Origin of the sequence: Burkholderia sp. BCC1640 (assembly GCF_902833125.1) — a bacterium.
Lineage (GTDB): Bacteria > Pseudomonadota > Gammaproteobacteria > Burkholderiales > Burkholderiaceae > Burkholderia > Burkholderia diffusa.
In genome coordinates this window covers 398,098-420,511 of sequence record NZ_CADFEF010000001.1, presented here as the reverse complement: position 1 = coordinate 420,511, position 22,414 = coordinate 398,098, and the positions used below count along the sequence as shown (strand labels likewise).

Genomic DNA, 22,414 nt, shown 5'->3' with positions numbered 1-22,414 from the left:
CGCGGGACGCATCGGGGCCGCGGTTCCGCGCGGTCCCGGCTTCCGTTCCGATCCCCGCAGCGGTATTCCGCCGTTGCTGCTTCACCCTTACCCCTCCGCGCGCGACGCCCCCCGTTCGTCATGCGCGATCGCCACATGCGCAGCCGCGACCGGAATGTCGACCTCCACTGTCGTTCCTTCACCGAGCGTCGTATCGATCCGCAGCGTACCGCCGACGAGATATGCGCGCTCGCGCAGGCCAACCAGCCCGAACGATCCCGACTTGCGCGGCGCACCGGGATCGAATCCCGCACCGTCGTCTCGAATCGTCAGCGCGATCGTCTCGTCACGATAAACGAGCGCCACCGTCGCGCTCGACGCGGCCGCGTGCCGCGCGACGTTCGCGAGCGCTTCCTGCGCGATGCGGAACACGGCTGTCGCATACGGTTCGTCGAGCTGCAATTCGCCCGGCTCGACGTGCAGCGCGCACGCCATGCCGTGACGGTGCCGGAAATCCTCCACGAGCCATTGCATCGCGGCCGCGAACCCGAGGTCGTCGAGCATCAGCGGGCGCAGGTCCGACGCGATGCGCCGCGTGGCCGTCACCGCGCCGCGCGCGAGCGCATGCATTGCCGCGATCTTGCGCGCCAGTGGCGCATCGTCCTGCGGCACGTGATCGAGCAGCCATTCGAGATCGTTCTTCAGCGTCGCGAGCGTCTGCGCGAGTTCGTCGTGCAGTTCGCGCGCGATGCGGCGCTGTTCGGCCTCGCGTGCGCTCGCGCTGATCGCCGCGATCTCGCGCAGCTCCTCGCGCGATGCCTGCAGCGCGCGCTCCGCACGCACGCGCTCCTCGACTTCGCGCCGCAGGTCGCGGTTCGACGCGCTCAACTGCGCGGTGCGCGCCGCGACGCGCTGCTCGAGCCGTTCGTTCGCCTCGTTGAGCTGCGCGCTCTTCTGCACGACGAGCAGGTGCTGATAGCGCGCGCCGGCCAGCGCGCGCACCGTCTGAGCATGCAGCCGGCCGTTCTCGAACAGCAGCGCGAACAGCACGACGCCCGACGCGACGAGGCCGTAGGTCCGCCCCGCGTAGAAGCCCAGGTCGAAGCGTCCGTGATTCAGCATCGACGACAGCGCGATGTCGAACAGCCAGGCGACGAGCACGATCATCACCCATAGGTCCAGCACGGAATGACGGCGCCGCTGCCGCCACATCAGCACGAGCGCGGCAAGGTTCAGCGCCCAGACGACCGCGATCGCGTTCGTCATCGCCGAGGCCATCCGGTTGCCCTGCATGATGCGCGGCAGCAGGTCGTGGCCCGCGGTCGCGAGCAGCGCGAGCGCGGCGGTCGCGGCGGCCGTCAGGACGATGCAGAGCAGGAGCGGAATCGTGGCGCGACGCTGCTCGAGCGACGGCGGATGCGCGCGCGGCGCCGCGCGCAGCAGCGCGTACGCGACGACCGCCAGCGGAAAGCCGCCGTGCCAGAACAGATAAAGCCATGCGGTGGTCTGTTCGCCCGCGCCGAGCAGGCCCGTCGGCGTGAACAGCCCCGGAAAGGTCAGCATGTGCGTGCCGGCCATGAAGCCCGTGAACAGGTAGCCGACGGCGAGCGCGAGGAGCGATTTCTCGCGCAGGATCGCGTACTGGCCGAGCAGCAGGCCGGCCGTCACCATGTCGTTGACGACGATCGCCGACTGGTACACGGGGATGAAGCCCCACACGCGGGCAAGCGGCATGCCCGCGAACGGCGCGAGGGCGACGAAGATCATGGCCGACACGACGACCGTCGCAATCGCGAGCCGCCGCTCGCGCCGCTCGGGCGGCAGCGACGACATGAACAGGCGCGACGGCTCCGACGTGTCGTCGTCGTCATCGGCCTCGGCCGGGCGGAAGCGGAATGCGGGCATCATGCGTCGTCGACGCCGAGGTCGAGATCGTGGCGCATCGCGTAGCGCACCAGCGCGGCTTCGTGCGGCAGCTCCATCTTCTCGAGGATGCGCGTCTTGTAGGTGCTGACCGTTTTCGCGCTCAGCGTGAGGTCCGCCGCGATCCGCGTGACCGTCTGGCCCGCCACGATACGGCGCATCACGTCGAGTTCGCGCTCGGACAACCGCTCGTGCGGCAGCATTTCGGACGGCGCGCGCATCGTGCGCGCGAGGCTTTCGGCCGCCGACGCGCTCACGTACACGCCGCCGGCCGCGACCTTGGTGACGGCCTGGACGAGTTCGGCGGTCGCGCTGTCCTTCGTCAGGTAGCCGGTCGCGCCGGCCTTGAACGTGCGCGCCGCGTACTGCGTTTCCGCGTGCATCGTCAGCACCAGCATGCGCAGCGATGGCGCCTGTGTCTTGACCAGCCGGATCAACTCGATACCGGTCGGCGCGGGCATCGACAGGTCGAGCAGCAGCACGTCGGCGGCGCGACGCTCGGCCAGCGCGAGCGTGGCCGCGCCGTCGCTCGCCTCGCCGACGATCTCGAAACCGCCGGCCGTTTCCAGGATGTGACGCAGTCCGTCTCGCATGACTGCGTGATCGTCAGCCAGAATTACCCTGATCATCTAGCGGTCCTCTTCGGGATGACGCCGCGGGCTGCTCTGTCGGTTGTCGCCGCGGCGGTTCTTCTGACCAATATATGCCGCCGAAACGGGAAATGGTGCACCTCCGGAACATTTTTGAGACATCTGGGTATCGAATGTGTCTTGAAGCGAAATAATCGTCGTGAAATGGGACGGGCGGTAGGGGCAGGCGGGGAGGGTATTCCCGAGGAATCGTCGCGGTCCGACGGACGGCGTGCCTCGCGGACCACCCTGATTCGGAGATAAACTGGTGCCTGATTGCACCGTCCAGACCCGAGGAGCCGCCACGATGATCGATCTTGCCGACATCCTGCCGTCCGCGTTGCCCGACGCCGTCGCGTGGGCCGACGCGCAGGCGGCCCACGGGCTCGCGCGGGGCGTGCCGCTGACGCCCGCGCAGGCCGACGACGCGCGTGTCGTGGGCGTCGCGCAACCGGAGCGGATCCGCGTCGTGGTCGCCGACCGGCTGCCGTTCCCCGACACCCCGGCGCTGGGCGCCATCGCGCGCGACACCGGCCTGCTGGCGCCGGGGACGATCGGCCTCACGCTCGGCCATGCGGTGTTCGTGCTGCGCGGCCACGACACGCGACGCCTGCTCACGCACGAATTCCGCCATGTGCATCAGTACGAGGAAGCCGGGTCGATCGGCGCGTTTCTCGCGCGCTATCTGCACGAGATCGCGACGGTCGGCTATCACGACGCGCCGCTCGAGGCCGACGCGCGGCAGCACGAATTCGACTGACGCCGCCGGCCGGCGCGAACGCGCACACATTCCGATGAACCTTCCTCACGCCATCGCCGGCCCGGTGCGGACCCGTCGCGCCGCCACGCCGCGCGGCCCGCGATGAGCGGCACGATCCACACGTGGCTCAGTGCGATCGGCGCACACCCGGCGCTGGTGCTGGCGATCGTGTTCGCCACCGCCTGTGCCGAGGCGATCGCGTTGATCGGCACGGTCGTGCCGGCCGGCGCCGTGATGTTCGCGGCCGGCACGCTGATCGGCGCGGGCGCGCTCGACGGCTGGACAGCCATCGGCGTCGCAGCCGCCGGCGCGATCGTCGGCGACGGAATCAGCTACGAGCTCGGGCGCCACTACCGCGGCGCGATCCGAAATGGCTGGGTCCGGTTGGGCTACGCGGATGCCTATGCGCGCGGCGAGCAGTTCGTGCTGCGCCACGGCATGAAGAGCATCGTGCTCGCGCGCTTCCTCGCGCCGGTGCGCGCGGTCGTGCCGGTGGTGGTGGGGTGCGCGACGCTGCCGCGCCGGTCGTTCTATCCGGTCAACGTCGTGTCGGCGCTGATCTGGGCGCCGGTGCACGTCGCGCCGGGCATTTTGTTCGGCGCGTCGGCGGTGCTGGCCGCCGCGATCAGCGTGCGGGTCGCCGCGATTCTGCTGGTGATCGCCGCGCTGGTCGCGCTCGTGTGGATCGGCGTGCGCGTCGCGCTGCGGCGCGGCTGGCCGCTGCTGCACCGCGCGCTCGTCGCGGTCATGTACGCGTGCATCCGCCGCTGGCCGCGGTTCGGCGCGCGGGTGCACGACACGTTCGTGCGCGTGCGCCGCCTGCCGGGCGCGGTGCCCATGTTCGCGCTGTTGTTCGTCGGCTGCGTGTGGCTGTTTGCCGGCATCGTGCAGGACGTCGTCGCGAACGATCCGCTGATGCACGCCGACATCGCGCTGTATGCGTTCCTGCAGAACCTGCGCACGCCGCCCGTGGACGCCGCGATGCGCGCGCTCGCGGTGCTGCACGGACACGATACCGGGCTGATCGTCGCGGCCGCGTTTCTCGTCTGGCTGATGATCCATCGCTGCTGGGTGACGTCCGCATGGTGGCTCGCGACGGTCGGCATCGCGGTCGTGCTCGTGCCGGCGTTCGGCGCCGGCTCGCCCGGCACGATGCCCGCGAGCCTGCCGCCCGGCGCGCTGCACGTGCCGCTGCCCGACGCGGATGCGGCGTTCGCGATGCTCGCGAGCAGCGGCATTGGCTGGGTGCTGACGCGCGACCGGCCCGCGCTGTGGCGCATCCCGGTCGTGACGGCGGTCGTGCTGTGGATCGTGCTCGGTGGCTTCGCGCGGCTGTACGTCGGCGACACGTGGCTGTCGGGTCTGCTCGGCGGCTGGAGCCTCGGGCTCGCGTGGTTCGCGATGCTGGCGGGCGCCTATGCGTACTGGCGCGTGCGCGAGCATGTGCAGCCGCGGGGCGCGCTGGTCGCGGTGCTCGTCGTGCTCGCGACGACCGGCGTCTGGACCGTGCCCGCGCAATGGCAGCTCGATCGCGCGGCGCGTCCGCACGTGGGCGACGTCGTCGCGATGACCGTCGATCAGTGGATGCGCGGCGGGTGGCAGCGCGTGCCGACGCGGCGCACCGAGATCGGCGGCGATCGCGAGGAATATCTGCCGCTGCAATGGTGCGCGACGTCGGACACGCTCGATCGCCATCTTTCGCTGGCCGGCTGGCAGCGCGCGACGCCGTGGTCGCCCGCCACGGCACTGCGTTGGCTGTTGCCGCAGGCGCCGGCCGATGCGCTGCCCGTGCTGCCGCGCTACACGCATGGCGAAAGTACGCGCCGGGTGTTCGTGCGTGTCGATCCGGCCCGTCCGGACAGCCGCCTCGTATTGCGGATGTGGCGTTATCCGTACGTGCTGCAGGATGCGCTCGGCACGCGGCCGCTGTGGTACGGCGCGCTGTATCGCGAGACGCTGCATCGGCCCGCGCGACTGATGACGATCGTGCGCACGACGACCGTCGACGATACGGCGACGATCGCGCAGGCGCTGCAGGTCGAGCCGACGGTCGAGCGGCCGCCGGCGGGGACGAGCGCGGCGCCGGCCGAGGTGCTGCTCGTGTGGATGGTGCAGCCTTGAAGCGCGTGCGGCGCGTCAGGCGTGCGCCGGTTGCGCGGGGACGACGGACAGGCGCAGGCCGACGGTCTTGAGTACCGCGAGCAGGGTTTTCAGCGTCGGGTTGCCGTTGGGCGACAGCGTGCGATACAGCGATTCACGGCTGATGCCGGCTTCGGCCGCGACCGCGCCGAGCCCGCCGTAGGCTTCTGCGACGGTGCGCAGCGCGAGCAGCGCGGCCGCGCGGTTGTCGGGATCGTCGAGCGATTCCATCGCGACGCGCAGATAGGCCACCGCGAGCTCGCGATCGGCGCCGAGTTCGGCGACTTCCGCGTCGTGGTGCGATACCGAGCCTTTAAGCTTGTTCATGCTTGCCTCCGTTTCCAGTTCAACCAGTGTTCCTTCGCATGCCTGATGTCGTCGGGTTGGCTGTGCTTGTCGCCGCCGCACAACAGCAGCACCAGCGCGCCGCCGTACCGGCCGAAGTACACGCGATAGCCGGCACCGACGTGGATGCGCAGTTCGATCACACCTTCGCCGACGGGCTCGCAATCGCCGAAATTTCCGGTCTGTATGCGGCGCAGGCGCTCGCGAATCCGCGCCTGGGCGACCTTGTCGCGCACGGCGTTCAGCCATTCGGTGAAAGGCTCGCGACCGTCGTCGCGCTGATAGCGAAGCAGTTCGAACTTGGAGAGCATTGTAACTTATAAGCTACATGAAGGGTATGGATATCGAGGTGATTGCGCTGTTTGTCCGATGAGGCGGATGAAGTGAAACGCGCGCGGGTCGATTGCCGAATCGAGACGAAGCATGACGCGAAGGCGGCGCGCGGGATTGCCTGCAGTGCCTTCGTGTTCGGCGTTTCAGGCGGTGAGACCGGTTTCCCGAACGAGGATCATTCTTTCATTCGGGGCGTGCGATGGCGATTCGGCCGAACGGCCGATTTCACCGGCGCGTACGGGAAACGCACCGTGTGGGGAGAAGCCGAGCGGCTCGGCTTCAGCGATCTGTCGAGTTTCTCGCAGGCGTTCAAGCGATGGTATGGTGTGCCGCCGGGCACTTGCCGCAGCGGCCTGCTGCGCGACGGCGGCCCGCACTGACGCCGTGTCGCGCTACGCGCGCCAGTTCGCACGCGCGCACTCCAAAATCCCTTCACGAGAGAACCCGCATGATCACGCTTCGCCCGATGACCGAAGACGATTTTCCTCGCTTCTGGCCCACGTACCACGCGATCGTCGCCGCGCAGGAGACCTATGCATTCGATCCGGCGGCGACGCAGGAGGCCGCCCGTGCGCTGTGGCTCGACGCACCGCTCTGCACGTGGGTCGCCGAGGAGGATGGCGTGCTGCTCGGCTCGTACTACCTGAAGGCGAACGCGGCCGGGCCCGGCAATCACGTGTGCAACTGCGGGTATATGGTCAGCGAGGCCGCGCGCGGCAAGGGCGTCGCGCGCCTGATGTGCGAGCACTCGCAGCACGTGGCGCGCGAACGCGGCTTTCTCGCGATGCAGTTCAATTCGGTGGTCGCGACGAACGAGGTGGCGGTCGCGCTGTGGCAGAAGCTCGGCTTTGAGATCGTCGGCCGCTTGCCGCGCGCGTATCGCCACGCGCGGCTCGGCTTCGTCGACTGCCTGGTGATGTTCAAGTGGCTCGGCGACGCGGCGGTCGCCGAAGCCTGATTCCGAAGTCAGACGGCGAACGCGCCGTCGAACACGATCCGCTCGTCGAACGCGAGCGTGCCGCGCGCGAAGATCAGGTCGAGGTGGTGGCTGCCGTTCGCGCCGCCGCCGAGGCCGAGATGCAGCCCCGGATGGCGCTCCTCGAACCCGGCGTTGCGGCCGTACAGCGTGCGGATGCCCAGGTTCGTGCCGATGCCGAATTCCTCGATGCGCCGGTGATTGTCATGCCGGTCGAGGTACGACGCGAAGTCGCGCCGGAAGCCCGCGTCGTCGCTGTCGAAATCGACGATCAGGCTGTCTTCGACGTGCAGCGTCGCGAGCCGCTCCGTCACGCGGTACTTGATCGCGAACGGCACGGTGCCGAGGAACGTGCCGCTGAATATGATCGAGCCATGCAGGTCGGTGACGTGCGTCGCGATTTCGCCGGGCACGACGTCGAGATTGCCCATCCCGTCCACGCTCGTCCATTTCTGGTCCGGTGAAAGCGAGCCGGTCAGCGTGTTTCCGGCTTCGTCGATGAAGTGGATCCGCGATGCGCGCGCGGCCGCTTCGATCAGCCGGCCGTTGCGCGCGGCGATGTCGTCGAGCGATTCGGCGAACGCTTCGTCGAGATGCGGGCCGTAATCCTTGAACAATACCGACTTGCTCCAGTGCTCGACGATCGCGGGACGGATCGCGGCCAGGAACGGCGGGCCGCTCGGCGACGGTGTCGGCAGGCATGACGAGTCGTACAGCAGCACGAACAGATCCGCGTGCGCGAGCGCGGCGGCGATGTCGGCGGGCGGGGTGGTTTCGAGGCAGAGGGTCGTCGCGTCGAGCGAGTCGGGCAGGGCGGAAAACGCGCGCAACGCGATGTCGCGATTGCGGGTGTCGTAGCCGACCAGCAGTTTGCCCGTTTCGCCGCGTGCGAGCTTGTCGCGCAGCGCCGGGTGACAGCCGAGCGCGCGGTGCAGGTTCAGCATGCGTGTCTCCGGAAGCGGCGGAAGGGCCGTGGCCCTTCCGCGGGAACGGGCTGGCCGCTCAGACCGGCCAGAGCGCGGTGCCGAACGGCACCACGGCATCCTCGACCATCATATCGACGGCCTCGGGGTGCGTGTCTTCCTGCATCCAGTCAAGCAATTCGATCTGCCGGGTTTCCTGCATGTCAATTCTCCTGTGGTGAACATGAGCGATTCAACATGAAAGCGCGGTAAATGGATGACCGCCACTCGTCCGGAATTTTTTGAATACCGGAAGAGTGGCGTCGATATTAGTCTGACGATTTAGCGAATGCAATGCATTGCGATGTTTTTAGCTGTGACGTGCTAAACAAGCGGGTTTGCGGGATATCTCGCGATGAAGGCGAATGAATCGGATCGTGAAGGCGGTGGATTTTTCTCAATACCGAGGACGTGATCGGCTAATCCGCTAATTTGATTTTTTGAATCAGGAATTCAATTGCGGCGATCGTTTCGATTTTCGTCACTCGCTAACGATGCGTGCGCCACCGGATCGTTGCCGCTTCAACCCAGCAGTGCCTTGCCGAGCGGTTTGACCGGCTCCGAGCGGAGCACCAGCGACGTCGTGACCGCGCCGAAGCGGGCGATCGCGTCGACGATGGTTTCGAGCTGGCCGGGCGTCGGCACGAGCACCTTCAACAGGAAACAATCCTCTCCGGTCATCCGGTGAACCTCGATCACATGCGGCATCCCGGCGAACGCACTCAACGCGGGTTTGATCTGCTCGTGCGTCGTCCTCAGCCGGATAATGGCCATCATCCCCAACCCAAGCGCGGCCGGATCGATCCGCGCGGTGTAACCGGCAATGATGCCGCGTTCCTCCAGGCGCTTGACGCGCTCGGACGTCGCCGGCTGTGACAGGCCGATGCGCCGGCCGACTTCGGACAACGGCATGCGCGCATTCTCCTGCAGCGCTTCGATGATCGAAATATCCAGGCGATCCAGTTCTCCGTCGGGCATCTCTGCATTCCTGTTCCGTTAATTCATCGGGATTCTGTCTCAATATCCGATGACTTGCCATTCCGCGTGGAAGTCCGGCGGGTCAGACTGGGCGCACTCATGTTCATGGAGGCGGGAATGGATCGAAGCATCGTCATCGTGCCGGGGATCGGCAACTCGGGCGCCGATCACTGGCAGACCCATTGGGAGACCGCGCTGCCGCGCGCCACGCGCATCGCGCCGGCGTCGTGGGATGCGCCCGACGTGATCGACTGGATCGCGGCGCTCGACGCGGCCGTCGCCGATGCCCTGACGCCACCGGTCGTGGTTTGCCATTCCCTCGGGTGTCTGTTGTTCGCGCATTGGCGTGCCGTCGCGACGCGCCCGGTGCACGGGGCGTTTCTCGTCGCGGTGCCCGATCCGGACGGCCCGCGTTTTCCGGTCGCCGCACAGGCGTTCGCGCGCGTGCCCGGCGGAAATTTCGGCGACCGGCCGGTGGTGGCGATCGCGAGTACCGACGATCCCTACGATCCGTCCGGGCGAGCGATTGCCTGGGCGGCGGCGCGCGGCGCGAAGCCGTTGACGCTCGGCGCGCGCGGCCATTTGAACGCGGCCGCCGGGTTGGCGGAGTGGGACGAGGGGCGCGCGCTCTTCACGGCCTTTGCCGCCGGACTGGGCGCGTAACGGATCGCGTAACGGATGCCGGGCTCGCGGCGGGTCAAGTATCATCGGCCGATCGTCGCACCGGTCTCGGCAGTCGGGATCGGCGCCCGCCACGACACGGATGCCGCAGCGACAACACGACGCCACGCCGCACTGACGTCGGGCGCCTCAGGCCCGTACCGGCCTCGAACCACGATGGAGACACCGCGATGCGCGCAGCGCCGCAACCGGAGCACGCCGGCCGAGCACGGCCGGACGCAGGCGCCACCGAACCCGACCGGATGGCCGCCTGGCGGCTCGCGATCTGCCTGTCGCTCGGCAGTGCGATCGCGCTCGGCCTCGCGCGCTTCTCATATGCATTGCTGCTTCCGCCGATGAAATCTGATCTCGGCTGGAGCTTCGCGCAGGCCGGCGCGTTGAACACGGCGAACGCGGCCGGCTACCTGATCGGCGCGCTCATCTTCCCGTTGCTGTCGCGGCGCTGGCGCACCGGCACGCTGCTGGCGGCCGGCTGCGCGCTGACCGTGGTGCTGATGGCCGCATGCGGGTTCACGTCCGGCATGAACGCGCTGCTCGTCGAGCGGCTCGCAACGGGCGTCGGCAGTGCGCTGATCTTCATCAGCGGCGGCGTGCTGGCCGCGCGGCTTGCGTCCGCGTCGCCGCGCGATGCGGGGCTGCTACTCGGGCTCTATTACGGCGGCACGGGGTGGGGCATCGTCGCGTCGTCGCTGCTCGTGCCCGCGACGCTCGTGCATCGCACGCACGGCTGGCAACCGGCGTGGTTCGCGCTCGCGGTCGCGTGCGTGCTGTTCTCGGCTGTCGCCGTGGCGGCGGCGCGTCGCATCGAGCAGGTGCACGCGGCACCGGCCGTGCGACGCGACGGCGCCGCGCCGGCGGCCACCGCGAGCCCCGCGCGCTTCGCGCTCGCGCTCGCGGGCTACGGACTGTTCGGCGTCGGCTACATCGGCTACATGACGTTCATCGTCGCGCTGCTGCGCGGTGCGGGGATGAGCAGCACGGTCGTGTCCGCGTTCTACGTGATGCTCGGCGTCGCGACCGTCGTGTCGGCGCGGTTGTGGTCGGGGCTGCTCGACCGGATGCGCGGCGGCCAGGCGCTGGCCGTGCTCAATGCGTTGCTCGGCGTCGCTACGCTGATGCCGGCGCTGTTCGTGCATCCGGCGGCCGCGTTCGCGTCGGGCGTGCTGTTCGGCGCGACGTTCCTGTCGGCGGTCGCGTCGACGACCGCGTTCGTGCGCCACAACCTGCCGCCGGAAGGCTGGGCGAAGGGCATCAGCGCGTTCACGACGATCTTCGCGTTCGGGCAGATCGCCGGGCCCGTCGCGATCGGCTGGGTATCCGACAGCGCCGGGCTCGCGCGCGGGCTCGTGTATTCGGCGCTGACGCTGTTCGCGGGCGCGGCGCTCGCGGCCGGACAGCGCGCGTTGCGGGCGTCGGCGTAGCCGCCGCCCCGGTCACATCCGCAGAAAATAGGGAGTGTCATCACTCCCGCACATGATGGTCGCGGCGCGCGCCGGCGCCCGTTACCGCTCGATCTGCCGGTTCCAGCGCGTGTCCCACTGCGCGCGGCGTGCGTTGATCGCCGTCCAGTCGACCACCGTCACCTTGCGCACCAGGTCGTCGACGCTGCCGAGGCTTTGCTGCATCGCGGCGGGCATCTTCGCGAGGCGGTTGGTCGGGATCTGCTTGCCGGCCTCGGCCGCCTTCATCTGCGCGGGCGCGGACAGAAGGAACTGCGCGAGCTTCTGGGCCAGTTGCGGATCCGGGTTGTTCGCGACCACGCACAGGTCGACGAGCAGCAGCACCGGGCCTTCCTTCGGGTTCGCATACGCGACCGGAATGCCCTTGTCCTGCAGATCGCCGACGCCGGTCGGCGTCAGCGGGAACAGGCCGGCTTCGCCGGTCTGCACCATCTCGGAGATCTTCGCCGAGTTCGGGATGTACTCGACGACGTTCGGCCCGACCGTGCTCGCCCACTTGCTGAAGCCGGGCTCGACGTTCTGTTCGCTGCCGCCGAGCAGCCGGTTGATCGCGAGAAATCCGTGCAGCCCGAACGTGCTGCTCGACGCGGACTGGAACACGACCTTGCCCTTGTATTTCGGATCGGCAAAATCCATCCACGACGTCGGCGGCGCCCAGCCTTTTTCCGCGAACAGTTTCTTGTTGTACGCGATGCCGGTCATCCCGAGCTGCACGCCCGCGCCGACGTCGTCCTTCATCCGCGCGAACGGATACAGCTCCTTGAGCACCGGCGAATCGTCGAGCTTCTGGCATACGCCGAGGCTGACCGCGCGCGCCATCACGCCGTCGTCGAGAAACGCGACGTGGATCTGCGGCTTGTTGCGGTTCGCGAGCAGCTTCGCGAGCACGTCCGACGACGTGCCGGGCACGACGACGACCTTCACGTTGTTCGCTTTCTCGAAGTCGGGCAGCACCTGGCTCGTATAGGCCTTCTCCATCGGCCCGCCGTTCATGCCGACGTAGATCGTCTTCGTTTGCGCGCACGCGGGCGCGCTGGCGCCTGCAATGCAGAGGGCGGCAGCCGCCGCGATCGTTCCGAGCAGTTTCATCGTTGGGTCTCCTCTTGACGGAAAGGGGCGGTCGGCGCGGCTTGGGGGAAGAAGCGGCCGATCGAGAATGCATCGAGTGGCGTGGCGGTTTCGCCCGTCGTGACGAGATCGGCGAGCACCTCGCCGACGCCCGGCGCGAGCAGGAAACCGCCGCCGGAAAAACCGAACGCATGCAGCAGGTTCGGCGTGGTGCGGCTCGCGCCGATGATCGGGTTGTGGTCGGGCGTGCAGCCTTCGACGCCGCTCCACGTGCGGATCAGCAGCGCGTCGCGCAACGCGGGCAGCAGTGCGCACGCATCGCGCATCACCGCGCGTGTCGTATCGACCGACGGCTGGCCGAATTCGCCGTCGCCGCGGCCGCGCCCGCCGCCGATCACGCAGTTGCCGCGCGCGACCTGCCGCGCATACACGCCGCCTCCGTACACGCCGAGATTGTGCGTGATGAACGGCGGCAGCGGTTCGGTCACCCACATGTTCGGGTAGATCGGCTCCATCGGCACGGCTTCGCCGAAGCGTTCGGCGATCGTGTTCGCCCATGCGCCGGCCGAGTTGATCAGCCACGTCGCGGCGCATGTGCGGTCGCCGGCATGAACGTGAAAGCGCGTGCCGTCGTGCCGGACCTCGTCGACCGGCGTGTGCTCGAATACGTCGGCGCCTGCCGCGCGGGCTGCGCGCGCGAACGCGGGCGACACGACGCGCGGGTTCGCATGTCCGTCGGTCGCGCACAGCGAGCCGCCGACCGCCGCGCGGCCGAGCCACGGATAGCGGCGACGGAACGCGTCGCCGCGCATCACCTGCAGCGGCAGGCCGTGCTCGCCGGCGAGCGCCGCGTAGGCATCGAGTGCATCGAGATCGGCGTCGCTGCGCGCGAGCCGTAAGTGGCCCGACACGACGAATTCGCCGTCGATGCCGATCAGCTCGGGCAGGCGATCCCAGATGCGCCGCGCACGCAGCGCGAGCGGCAGCTGTTCGGCCGGGCGGCCCTGGCAGCGCACGCCGCCGTAGTTCACGCCGCTCGCCTGCGCGCCGCAGTCGCGGCGTTCGAACAGGGCAACGCGCAAGCCGCGCCGCGTCAGCGCCAGCGCGGCCGATGCACCGACGAGCCCGCCGCCGACGATCGCGACGTCGTAGTGGCGAAGTTCACTCATCGCGCGCCTCGTCGGGAATCGCCGCGACTTCGTCGCCCGCGAGGGCGGCGGAAATCGGAAACGGCTTCACAGGTGGTTGCGCGCGCAACCTGCCGACATCCGCGAGCGAGCGGCCGGTTTCGGCGGCGAGCACGAGCGCGGTCGCGTCGCCGCACATGCGGCCCTGGCAGCGGCCCATTCCCGCGCGTGTCAGCGCCTTCAACCGATTCATCTCGGTCGCTTCGCCGCCGCGAATGCAGCGTCGCAGCATACCCGCGTCGATTTCCTCGCAGCGGCACACGATCGTGTCGTCGGGGCACCGTGCGGCGAGTGCGGCGGGCGGCGCGAATGCGGCTTCGAGGCCCGCGCGGAACGCGCCGAGCCGGGCGAGCCTGCGTTCCAGCATCGCCGCATCGGGTTTGCCGGAACGCGCGGGCGACGGCGTTTCGATGCCCGCATCGTCGAGTAGCGCCAGCGCCGCGCGTCGCCCGGACGCCTCGGCCGCGTCGGCGCCTGCGATGCCGGCACCGTCGCCCGCGACGTAGATGCCGCGCACCGATGTGCGGCCGGCCGCGTCGCGTTCGGGCAGCCATGCGCGGTTGAGCGGATCGAAACGGAACCGGCAGCCGGCGAGATCCGCGAGCTGCGTTTCCGAACGCAGCCCGAAGCCGAGGCCGAGCGCGTCGCAGTCGAGCATCCGCGGCGGCGCGTCGCCGCCGGCTGCGCGCCATGCGATTCCCGTCACGTACTGCTCGCCGAGCACGCGCTCGAGCGTGACGCCCGTTTCGATCGCGACGCCGTGCGCGCGCAGCCAGCCGATGTAGTACAGCCCCTTCGCGAAGGTGGACGGCATGCGCAGCAGGGCCGGTGTCGCGGCTGCTTGCTGGCGCAGCGGGCTCGTGTCGAGCACCGCCGCGACCTGCGCGCCGGCCTTCGCGTATTGATAGGCGACGAGATACAGCAAGGGTCCCGTGCCCGCGAACACGATGCGGCTGCCGATCGCGCAGCCCTGCGCCTTCAGCGCGACCTGCGCGCCGCCGAGCGTGTAGACGCCGGCGAGCGTCCATCCCGGCACTGGCAGCATGCGATCGGTCGCACCGCTCGCGACGATCAGGTGCGAGAACGGCACGGTCGTCTCGCGGCCGTCCTGCAGCGTGTCGACGCGGCCCGCGTCGCACGCCCACGCGAGCGTGTTCGGCCGGTAATCGACGTGCGGCAGCAGCGCGGCCATGGTCCGGTGCACGGCATCGGCCTTCGCGGCCTCGAAGCCGTACAGCACGCGCTTGCCGCGCGCGAACGCGCCGTCGGCCGGCGGCTGACGATAGATCTGCCCGCCCCAGCGCGCGTTCTCGTCCATCACGACGGGGCGCAACCCCGCGTCGACCAGCGCCTCGGCCGCGCGTACGCCGGCCGGCCCCGCGCCGACGATCACCGGTCGCAATGCGTCGTTCATGATGCCTCTCCGGCTGCGGCGGGCTGCGCGCCGGTGAGAATCCGCATGCCGTCGACGATCGGCGTCGAGCATGCGCGCACGCGTGCGCCGGCCTCGGTGCGCACCCAGCAGTCCTGGCACGCGCCGATCAGGCAGAAGCCCGCGCGCGGCTTGCCGCTGAATTCGCTCACGCGCACGCGGCGCTGCGCGACGAGGATCGCGGTGAGCACGGTGTCGCCGGCGAGCGCGTGCGCGGGGCGACCGTCGAGCGTGAACGCGACGGCGGCGCGCTCGCGTTCGGCGACGCGCACGAACTGCGCGCCGTCGTCCGCGATGCCGGTGGAACGGGAAACGGAAGTCGTCATCAATGTTGGCCGATCAGGATGCGGTTCAGGCCGTACACGCGATCGAGCAGCAGCATCGCGCCGGCGGTGATGAAGATGACGAGCGCCGATACCGACGCCATCATCGGATCGATCGATTCGGTCGCGTACATGTACATGCGCACCGGCAGCGTGACCGTCTGCGGGGACGTGACGAAGATCGACATCGTCAGTTCGTCGAAGCTGTTGATGAACGCGAGCAGCCAGCCGCCGGTGATGCCGGGCACGATCATCGGCAGCGTGATGCGGCGGAACGTCGTCCACGGATCGGCGCCGAGCGAGCATGCGGCCTGTTCGATGCTGCGGTCGAGGCCCGCGACGGACGCGAGCACGAGCCGCATCACGAACGGCGTGATGACGATCATGTGCGCGAGCACCAGCCACGCGAACGAGCCGGTCGCGCCGATCAGCGCGAAGAACCGCAGCAGCGCGATGCCGAGCACGAGGCCGGGGATCACGAGCGGCGACAGCAGCAGGCCGTTCAGGAACGCGCGGCCGGGAAACGCCGCGCGGCCGATCGCGAGCCCGGCGGGCAATGCGATCGCGAGCGACAGCGTCGCCGACGCGAATGCGAGCTTCACGCTGTTGGCGAATGCGCTGACGAAGTCCGGATAGTCGAGGATCGCGCGGAACCAGCGCAGCGACAGGCCATGCGTCGGCAGCGTCAGCGTTTCGTCGGGCGTGAACGCGACGAGCACGACGATCACGAGCGGTGCGAGCACGAACAGGATCACGAGCGTGTGGAACGCCAGGGCGAAGGGGCCGTTCTTTCTCATCGGGAAGCGCCTCCGAGGCTGCGCGCATAGCGGCGTTCGAGCACGCGGTAGTAGGTGAGCATCACGACGAGGTTCGCGACCAGCAGCAGCACCGCGATCGTCGCGCCGAGCGGCCAGTTCAGCGAGCCGAGGAATTCGTCGTAGACGGCGGTTGCCGCGACCTTCAACCGGCGTCCGCCGAGCAGGCCCGGAATCGCGAACGCGCTCGCCGACAGCCCGAACACCATCAGGCTGCCGGACAGCACGCCCGGCATCAGTTGCGGCACCACGATGCGGCGCAGCGTCGTGAACGGCGACGCGCCGAGCGACAGCGCCGCGTGCTCGGTCTGCGGATCGAGCCGCTGCAGCGCGGTCCACACGGGGATCACCATGAACGGCAGCATCACGTGCACCAGCGCGATCACGATCGCGAACGTCGTGTATTCGAGCTTGTACGGCCCGAGACCGACGAGCCCGAGCGCCTGGTTCACGAGCCCGCTCGTGTTGAGCAGCATGCTCCAGCCGAACGCGCGCACGACGACCGACACGAGCAGCGGCGCAAGGATGACGAGCAGGAACAGCGAGCGCCACGGGTCGCGCATTTTCGACAGCACGTACGCTTCCGGCGTGCCGATCGCGACGCAGATCGCGGTGGTCAGCGCGGCGATGCCGAACGTGCGCGCGAAGATCGTGTGGAAGTACGACGAGCCGAGCACTTCCGCGTAGTTGCCGAACTGGAACGCGGCGATCGGGCCCGTGGCCGGGTCGTAGCGGTAGAACGTGAGCGCGAAGGTCATCGCGAGCGGCACGAGCACGAGCGCGGCGAAGAGCAGGAACGCGGGCGTGCACATCAGCCACAGCGGCGCATGGGCGCGCCACGACGCGCGCAACGTGCGGCCGTCGGCGGCGCGTGGCGGCACGGCCGATTGCGCGCGCGCGGCCGGCGCGCCGTCGGTCGGGAGCGGTCGGGCAGGCTGTCCCATTCAGGCCTCCCGCCGCATCACGCGCACCGCGTCGCTGTGCCAGTCGACGCCGACCGGCGCACCTTCCGCGAGCGGCTCCGCGCCTTCGTTCTGACAGCAGACGAGCACTTCGCCGAGCGCGCTGTCGACGCGGTACAGCCACTGGCTGCCGAGGAAGAAGCGGCTCGTGACGGTCGCGGCGAAGCGGCCCGCGCCCGGCGCGCACAGGCGCAGTTTTTCAGGACGGATGCACACCGATACGGCGTCGCCGATGCGCACGTCGCGCTCGCGCGCCGGCAGGTGCGCGGTGCGGCCCGTCTCCGCGAGATCGTGGCCGAGGTCGATGCGGATCGCGTCGCCGTCGTGCGCGACGATGGTGCCGGGCAGCAGGTTCGCCTTGCCGATGAACTGCGACACGAAGTGGTTCTCCGGGCGTTCGTACGCGCGGTATGGCGTGTCGGTCTGCGTGATGCGGCCGGCTTCCATCACGACCACGCGATCGCTGATCGACAGCGCTTCCGATTGATCGTGCGTGACCATGATCGTCGTCGTGCCGATCTTGCGCTGGATCGCGCGCAGTTCGAACTGCATCTCCTCACGCAGCTTCGCGTCGAGGTTCGACATCGGCTCGTCGAGCAGCAGCACCGGCGGTTCGATCACGACCGCACGTGCGATCGCGACACGCTGACGCTGGCCGCCGGACAGCTCGCGCGGAAAGCGGTGCGCGAGCGCATCGAGACGCACGAGCGCGAGCGCCGCACGGATGCGCTCGGCGCGCTCCGCCTTGTCGACGCCGCGCATGTCGAGGCCGAAGCCAACGTTCTCCGCGACGCTCATGTGCGGAAACAGCGCATAGCTCTGGAACACGATGCCGAGCCCGCGGCGGTTCGGCTTCATGTGCGTGATGTCCTGGCCGTCGAGCGCGATGCGGCCGCGCGTGACGTCGACGAAGCCGGCGATCATCTGCAGCGTCGTGGTCTTGCCGCAGCCCGACGGCCCGAGCAGCGACACGAATTCGCCTTGTTCGACCGACAGGTTGACGTCGGCGACGGCCGTGAGCTCGCCGAACGATTTCGTCAGATCCGTAAGCGTGAGAAACGACATGGGGAACTCCGGGTTCGCACACCGGATGGCCGGTGCGTCATTGACGCGGACTCTAGCCAGCCATATTTGGGAGCGTCAATTTCGAATTCTGCTCAGCGGGATGAATTTCTGAAAAATTCCGTTGATCGGAATGGTTTGGAGCATCCCCGGAAAATCGTTCCGTTGAGTGAAGGCGGGCGAGGCGATGAAAAGCGCGCGTCAATCCCGTGCACACCCGGATGCCCGACGCATTTCGGCGGCACGACAATGGCGGCTGGTGTATTCCGTTCACTGAAATCATCGAGGAGAACTCGCATGCAGGAACCTCATTCGCGCGGAACGTCGCGTGCCGCAAGCGTGCCGGCCCCGGACGAGGACGCCGCCGACGATGCGGCCGATGCCGCCGCCACGCCGGGCACCGGCATGCTGCAGCGCGCGTTCGCGATCCTGCGCGCACTGGCCGGCATGCAGCAGGACGGCGTGCGCGTCACGCACCTCGCGAAGGCCGTCGGCCTGACGCAGGGCACCGCGCACCGGATCCTGCAATCGCTGATCGCCGAAGGGATGGTCGAGCAGGACGAGCAGTCGAAGCTGTACCGGTTGAGCGTCGACTTCTTCGCGCTTGCGGCGCTGGCCGGCAACCCGAGCAGCATGCGTACGCTGTGCCGGCCCGCGCTGCTGCGGCTGTGCGCGAGTCTCGGCGAGACGATCTTCCTGCTCGTGAAGAGCGGCTTCGACGCGGTGTGTCTCGATCTTTGCGAAGGGCCGTTCCCGATCCGCTCGTTTACCGGCGACATCGGCGGGCGCATCGCGCTCGGCGTCGGGCAGGGCAGCCTCGCGATCCTCGCGTTCCTGCCGGAAGCCGAGCGCGAAGAGGTGATCCGCTTCAACGTGCCGCGCATTCGCGGCTACGGCGTGCTCGACGAGGTGTATCTGCGCACCGAGATCGAACGCGTGCGCCAGCTCGGCTATGCAGGACGCAACAGCGGCGTGCTCGACGGGATGGCCGGCGTCGCGGTGCCGATCCTCGACCGCACCGGTTATCCCGTCGGCGCGCTGAGCGTCGGCACGCTGGCGTCGCGTCTCGGCGACGACCGGATGCCGATGGTCGTCGAACTGCTCAGGCGCCAGGCTGACGCGATCGGCCCGCGCACGAACCCGTTCGACGCCGCACTGCGGCGGCCGATGCACGGGCTATCCGGGAAAACCGCGTAGCCGCATCGCGCGTCGCCGTTTCGTCGGCTTGCTTACGCGCGCCATTCACGTCTGAGCAAAGTGCACCGCGTCACGCGGGCCTCGAGGCTTTCCGTTTGCTTGCGGATGGCCGCTTTCCCCGCTCGTCCCCGCTTCATTCGTCTCCATTCGATTTTCAACTGCCGGCCAGTTGAACATTTCATTTCTTGATGTGATTGCGGCTGGATACCATCCAGCCACTGTCTATACAAGCCGACCGGCGCGTATGGCCAGCATCGAGAAAACACAACACAACATCGACAAGACGGTTTGGAGAGGAGATGACGGAGATGGTGCGAACGATGGGCAGGAACACGGGCGTCGCGTGCATGAGTGCGGCCATTGCGATGATGTTCGCCGGCGCCGCGCACGCGCAGTCGACGGTGACGCTGTACGGGATCGTCGACGCAGGCGTGACCTATACGAACAACGCGAAGGGCCATGCGCTGTGGCAGTTCACGGGCGGCAACGAATCGGGCCCGCGCTGGGGCTTGATCGGCACCGAGGATCTCGGCGGCGGCCTGAAAGCGAACTTCCGGCTCGAGAACGGCTTCAACGTCGCGAACGGCGCGCTCGGGCAGGGCGGTCGGATGTTCGGCCGCTCGGCATGGGTCGGCCTGAGCGGCGCGAGCTGGGGGGCGGTGACGCTTGGCCGCCAGTACAACTCGACGCAGGACATCCTCGGCTCGCTGCAAATGAGCAGCTTCCTCGCGCAGTACTCGACGCATCCGTTCGACAACGACGACATCAACAACACGTTCCGCACCAACAATGCGGTCAAGTACGTGTCGCCGACGATCGCGGGCCTGCAGGCGAACCTCGTATACGGCTTCTCGAACTCGACCGGCTTCTCGAACGACAACACGTGGAGCGCGGGCGTCACGTATGTGAACGGGCCGCTCAACGCGGGCGCCGCGTATGCGCGCGTGAACCATCCGGCGGTCAGCACGAGCGGCGCAGTTGCTTCGGATAACTACTATTCGTCGTCGGCATCCGTGTTCGGTGCGAGCCTCGGGAACGCGGTGCGCCAGCAGATCTGGGGCGCGGGCGGCAGCTATGCGATCGGGCAGGCGACGCTCGGGCTGCTGTACACGGGCTCGAACTTCGGCCAGGCAACGGGCGGCGCGCTGCGCTTCAGCAATTACGAAGGCAGCGTGCGCTACCTGATCACGCCCGCGTTGATGGCCGCGGCCGGCTACACGTATACGAAGGTCGCGCGCGGCGGCGACGGTGGTCACTACCAGCAGGTGTCGGCCGGCGTTCAGTACCTGCTGTCGAAGCGCACCGACGTGTACGTGAACGGCTTCTACCAGAAGGCGTCGTCGGGTGTTGGACACGCGTGGATCGACGGCACCGACGGCCCGTCGTCGACGACGTCGCAGGTGGCGGCGGTGGTCGGCATTCGCCAGAAGTTCTGATGCCCTGACGCGTGCGCGCGTCTTCCGGAGGAGACATCAATGAAATTCAAACTGTTGCTGGCGGCGTTGCCGTTCGTCGGGATGTACACCGGCGGCTCGATCGCCGAGGTGCGGCCGCTGCTGTTCGGCCTGCCGTTCCTGCTTGTATGGAACCTGATCTGGATGGCCGCGACCGCCGCGATCCTCGCGATCCTGTTCCACCTCGACGAGCGCGACTCGGCCCGCGACGGCCGCACGGGAGACGCGCGATGAACGCATCGATCCTCATCATCGCGGCGTTCGCCGTGTTCGCGCTCGCGATCGGCGTGATGGCACGGCGCGGCCGCAAGCTCACGCTCGAACAGTGGGCGGTCGGCGGGCGCGGCTTCGGCTCGCTGCTCACGTTTCTGCTGATGGCGGGCGAGGCGTTCTCGACGTTCTCGTTTCTCGGCGCGAGCGGCTGGACCTACAGCAAGGGCGTGCCCGCGTTCTACATCCTGTCGTACGGCTGCCTCGCGTTCGTGATCGGCTACTGGATGCTGCCCGCGGTGTGGCGCTACGCGAAGGAGCGCGGGCTCGTGTCGTTCGCCGATTACTTCGCGGCGAAGTACGACAGCCGCGCGATCGGCGTGCTGGTGTCGGTGGTGGCCGTGTTCGCGATGGTGTCGCTGCTGATGATCCAGCTGCGCGGCCTCGGCGTGATCGTGTCGGAGATGTCGTACGGGCTGATCCCGCAATCGGCCGCGATCTGGATCGCCGCGTCGCTGATGGCGGTCTACATGGTCGTGTCGGGCATTCACGGCTCCGCGAGCATCGCGATCTTCAAGGACGTGCTGATCCTAGCGATCGCGATCTTCCTCGGCCTGTACCTGCCGATGCACTATTACGGCGGCCTCGGCGAGATGTTCGCGAAGATCGATGCCGCGCATCCCGAACTGCTGCGCATGCCGGAGCACGGCTTCAACCTGAGCTGGTACAACTCGACGATCCTGCTCACGTCGCTCGGCTATTACCTGTATCCGCATGGCTTCACCGCGATCTACGTCGCGAAGGACGAACGCGCGCTGCGCCGCAACGTGATCCTGATGCCGCTGTACCAGGTGCTGATCGCGTTCCTGTTCCTCGTCGGCTTCGCGGCCGTGATGACCGTGCACGGGCTCGAAGGTGCGCAGACCGACCTCGCGCTGCTGCGCCTCGTGAAGCAGACGTTCCCCGCGTGGTTCGTCGGCATCGTCGGCGGCACGGGCCTGCTGACCGCGCTGGTGCCGGGCTCGCTGATCATGCTGAATGCATCGACGACGATCGCGCGCAACATCTACCGCGAAGGCTTCGCGCCGAATGCGACCGATCGCGAGGTGACGCGCGTCGCGCGGATCGCGTTGCCGATCTTCACGCTGGTCGTCGTCTACTTCGTGCTGCGCGGCGGCGCCACCTTCGTCACGCTCGCGATCTTCTCGTCGAGCCTGCTGACCCAGCTCGTGCCGATGCTTGCGTCGAGCTTCCTGAAGCGGCCGTTCGGCACGCGGGAAGGTGCGTTCGCGGGGATCGTCGCCGGCGCGATCGTGATCGCGATGACGAATTACTACGGCGTGACGCTCGCGTCGCTGTTCCCCGGCGCATCGAGCACGCTGACGTCGATCAACCCTGGGCTGGTCGCGCTCGCCGCGAACGCCGTCGTGTTCATCGCGATCAGCGCGGCGCAGCGCAAGCTGAAGGCGCGCGTGGCGGCGCCGGTCCGCTCCGCGTGACGTCACGACCGACATGCCGCCGTCGAGCCGCCGGGCAGCC

23 protein-coding genes and 1 pseudogene are annotated in these 22,414 nt (G+C 68.5%); 10 read left to right on the top strand and 14 right to left on the bottom strand.

Annotated elements, in window-relative coordinates; genetic code table 11:
- Nucleotides 1-87: 87 nt before the first annotated feature.
- Both HWX25_RS01940 and HWX25_RS01935 read right to left on the bottom strand, forming a co-directional pair.
- Entirely contained in the window at nt 88-1,887 is a 1,800-nt protein-coding gene (locus HWX25_RS01940) for a sensor histidine kinase (RefSeq protein WP_175906733.1), read from the bottom strand.
- Nucleotides 1,884-2,531, bottom strand: a complete 648-nt coding sequence (locus HWX25_RS01935; protein WP_059532052.1) for a response regulator transcription factor — start codon at nt 2,529-2,531, stop codon at nt 1,884-1,886. The genes HWX25_RS01940 and HWX25_RS01935 overlap by 4 nt, the downstream gene beginning before the upstream one ends.
- A 307-nt stretch (nt 2,532-2,838) precedes the next feature.
- Here HWX25_RS01935 and HWX25_RS01930 point away from each other — a divergent pair, with 307 nt between their 5' ends.
- Entirely contained in the window at nt 2,839-3,291 is a 453-nt protein-coding gene (locus HWX25_RS01930) for a hypothetical protein (protein ID WP_059532049.1), read from the top strand.
- A 102-nt stretch (nt 3,292-3,393) separates the two neighbouring features.
- On the top strand, nt 3,394-5,412 hold the full coding sequence (locus HWX25_RS01925) for an LssY C-terminal domain-containing protein (protein ID WP_175906732.1): 2,019 nt from the start codon (nt 3,394-3,396) through the stop codon (nt 5,410-5,412).
- Nucleotides 5,413-5,427: 15 nt separating this feature from the next.
- Here the strand turns inward: HWX25_RS01925 and HWX25_RS01920 are convergent, their stop codons facing one another.
- Both HWX25_RS01920 and HWX25_RS01915 read right to left on the bottom strand, forming a co-directional pair.
- Nucleotides 5,428-5,757: an addiction module antidote protein gene (locus HWX25_RS01920; protein WP_059532042.1), complete on the bottom strand. Its 330-nt coding sequence runs from the start codon at nt 5,755-5,757 to the stop codon at nt 5,428-5,430.
- Nucleotides 5,754-6,086 (bottom strand): type II toxin-antitoxin system RelE/ParE family toxin, encoded by a 333-nt coding sequence (locus HWX25_RS01915; RefSeq protein WP_175906730.1) that lies wholly within the window; start codon nt 6,084-6,086, stop codon nt 5,754-5,756. The genes HWX25_RS01920 and HWX25_RS01915 overlap by 4 nt, the downstream gene beginning before the upstream one ends.
- Before the next feature lie 285 nt (nt 6,087-6,371).
- On the opposite strand from HWX25_RS01915, the pseudogene HWX25_RS01910 reads away from it, so the two are divergent.
- Nucleotides 6,372-6,488: pseudogene (locus tag HWX25_RS01910) on the top strand (AraC family transcriptional regulator); the annotation flags it as partial.
- Between the two features lie 68 nt (nt 6,489-6,556).
- Nucleotides 6,557-7,066 (top strand): N-acetyltransferase, encoded by a 510-nt coding sequence (locus HWX25_RS01905; RefSeq protein WP_175906729.1) that lies wholly within the window; start codon nt 6,557-6,559, stop codon nt 7,064-7,066.
- A gap of 8 nt (nt 7,067-7,074) precedes the next feature.
- Here HWX25_RS01905 and HWX25_RS01900 read toward each other — a convergent pair whose 3' ends face one another.
- From HWX25_RS01900 to HWX25_RS01895, 3 genes are all read right to left on the bottom strand, one after another.
- Nucleotides 7,075-8,028, bottom strand: a complete 954-nt coding sequence (locus HWX25_RS01900; protein ID WP_175906728.1) for a leucyl aminopeptidase — start codon at nt 8,026-8,028, stop codon at nt 7,075-7,077.
- Nucleotides 8,029-8,086: 58 nt separating this feature from the next.
- A complete protein-coding gene (locus HWX25_RS33685) occupies nt 8,087-8,209 on the bottom strand; it encodes a hypothetical protein (protein ID WP_006752127.1) in 123 nt (40 codons plus the stop codon).
- 359 nt (nt 8,210-8,568) lie between these two features.
- Nucleotides 8,569-9,024, bottom strand: a complete 456-nt coding sequence (locus HWX25_RS01895; protein WP_175906727.1) for an Lrp/AsnC family transcriptional regulator — start codon at nt 9,022-9,024, stop codon at nt 8,569-8,571.
- Nucleotides 9,025-9,141: 117 nt separating this feature from the next.
- Between HWX25_RS01895 and HWX25_RS01890 the strand changes: the two genes are divergently transcribed.
- Nucleotides 9,142-9,687, top strand: a complete 546-nt coding sequence (locus HWX25_RS01890; protein ID WP_175906888.1) for an alpha/beta hydrolase — start codon at nt 9,142-9,144, stop codon at nt 9,685-9,687.
- A gap of 188 nt (nt 9,688-9,875) precedes the next feature.
- Nucleotides 9,876-11,126: a YbfB/YjiJ family MFS transporter gene (locus HWX25_RS01885; RefSeq protein ID WP_175906726.1), complete on the top strand. Its 1,251-nt coding sequence runs from the start codon at nt 9,876-9,878 to the stop codon at nt 11,124-11,126.
- 81 nt (nt 11,127-11,207) lie between these two features.
- Here the strand turns inward: HWX25_RS01885 and HWX25_RS01880 are convergent, their stop codons facing one another.
- The 7 genes from HWX25_RS01880 to HWX25_RS01850 are packed head-to-tail and all read right to left on the bottom strand — an operon-like array spanning nt 11,208 to nt 18,017.
- Nucleotides 11,208-12,254, bottom strand: coding sequence for an ABC transporter substrate-binding protein (locus HWX25_RS01880; protein ID WP_175906725.1), 1,047 nt, complete (start codon nt 12,252-12,254; stop codon nt 11,208-11,210).
- Nucleotides 12,251-13,402: an FAD-binding oxidoreductase gene (locus tag HWX25_RS01875; RefSeq protein WP_175906724.1), complete on the bottom strand. Its 1,152-nt coding sequence runs from the start codon at nt 13,400-13,402 to the stop codon at nt 12,251-12,253. The genes HWX25_RS01880 and HWX25_RS01875 overlap by 4 nt, the downstream gene beginning before the upstream one ends.
- Nucleotides 13,395-14,834: an NAD(P)/FAD-dependent oxidoreductase gene (locus HWX25_RS01870; RefSeq protein WP_175906723.1), complete on the bottom strand. Its 1,440-nt coding sequence runs from the start codon at nt 14,832-14,834 to the stop codon at nt 13,395-13,397. Before HWX25_RS01870 ends, HWX25_RS01875 begins: the two co-directional genes overlap by 8 nt.
- The gene (locus HWX25_RS01865; RefSeq protein WP_059702776.1) at nt 14,831-15,178 is read right to left on the bottom strand and encodes a (2Fe-2S)-binding protein; all 348 of its coding nucleotides are present in this window, start codon (nt 15,176-15,178) and stop codon (nt 14,831-14,833) included. The genes HWX25_RS01870 and HWX25_RS01865 overlap by 4 nt, the downstream gene beginning before the upstream one ends.
- A complete protein-coding gene (locus HWX25_RS01860; RefSeq protein ID WP_175906722.1) occupies nt 15,178-15,972 on the bottom strand; it encodes an ABC transporter permease in 795 nt (264 codons plus the stop codon). Before HWX25_RS01860 ends, HWX25_RS01865 begins: the two co-directional genes overlap by 1 nt.
- The gene (locus HWX25_RS01855; RefSeq protein WP_175906720.1) at nt 15,969-16,934 is read right to left on the bottom strand and encodes an ABC transporter permease; all 966 of its coding nucleotides are present in this window, start codon (nt 16,932-16,934) and stop codon (nt 15,969-15,971) included. Before HWX25_RS01855 ends, HWX25_RS01860 begins: the two co-directional genes overlap by 4 nt.
- On the bottom strand, nt 16,935-18,017 hold the full coding sequence (locus HWX25_RS01850) for an ABC transporter ATP-binding protein (protein WP_059532006.1): 1,083 nt from the start codon (nt 18,015-18,017) through the stop codon (nt 16,935-16,937).
- 294 nt (nt 18,018-18,311) lie between these two features.
- Here HWX25_RS01850 and HWX25_RS01845 point away from each other — a divergent pair, with 294 nt between their 5' ends.
- From HWX25_RS01845 to HWX25_RS01830, 4 genes are all read left to right on the top strand, one after another.
- Nucleotides 18,312-19,211 carry an IclR family transcriptional regulator gene (locus HWX25_RS01845; protein WP_175906718.1) on the top strand — a complete coding sequence of 300 codons (900 nt, stop codon included), beginning with the start codon at nt 18,312-18,314 and terminating at the stop codon, nt 19,209-19,211.
- A gap of 347 nt (nt 19,212-19,558) precedes the next feature.
- Nucleotides 19,559-20,647: a porin gene (locus tag HWX25_RS01840; RefSeq protein ID WP_175906886.1), complete on the top strand. Its 1,089-nt coding sequence runs from the start codon at nt 19,559-19,561 to the stop codon at nt 20,645-20,647.
- Nucleotides 20,648-20,686: 39 nt separating this feature from the next.
- Nucleotides 20,687-20,899 (top strand): DUF3311 domain-containing protein, encoded by a 213-nt coding sequence (locus HWX25_RS01835; RefSeq protein ID WP_059690319.1) that lies wholly within the window; start codon nt 20,687-20,689, stop codon nt 20,897-20,899.
- Nucleotides 20,896-22,374 carry a sodium:solute symporter gene (locus tag HWX25_RS01830; RefSeq protein WP_175906716.1) on the top strand — a complete coding sequence of 493 codons (1,479 nt, stop codon included), beginning with the start codon at nt 20,896-20,898 and terminating at the stop codon, nt 22,372-22,374. The genes HWX25_RS01835 and HWX25_RS01830 overlap by 4 nt, the downstream gene beginning before the upstream one ends.
- Nucleotides 22,375-22,414 lie beyond the last annotated feature (40 nt).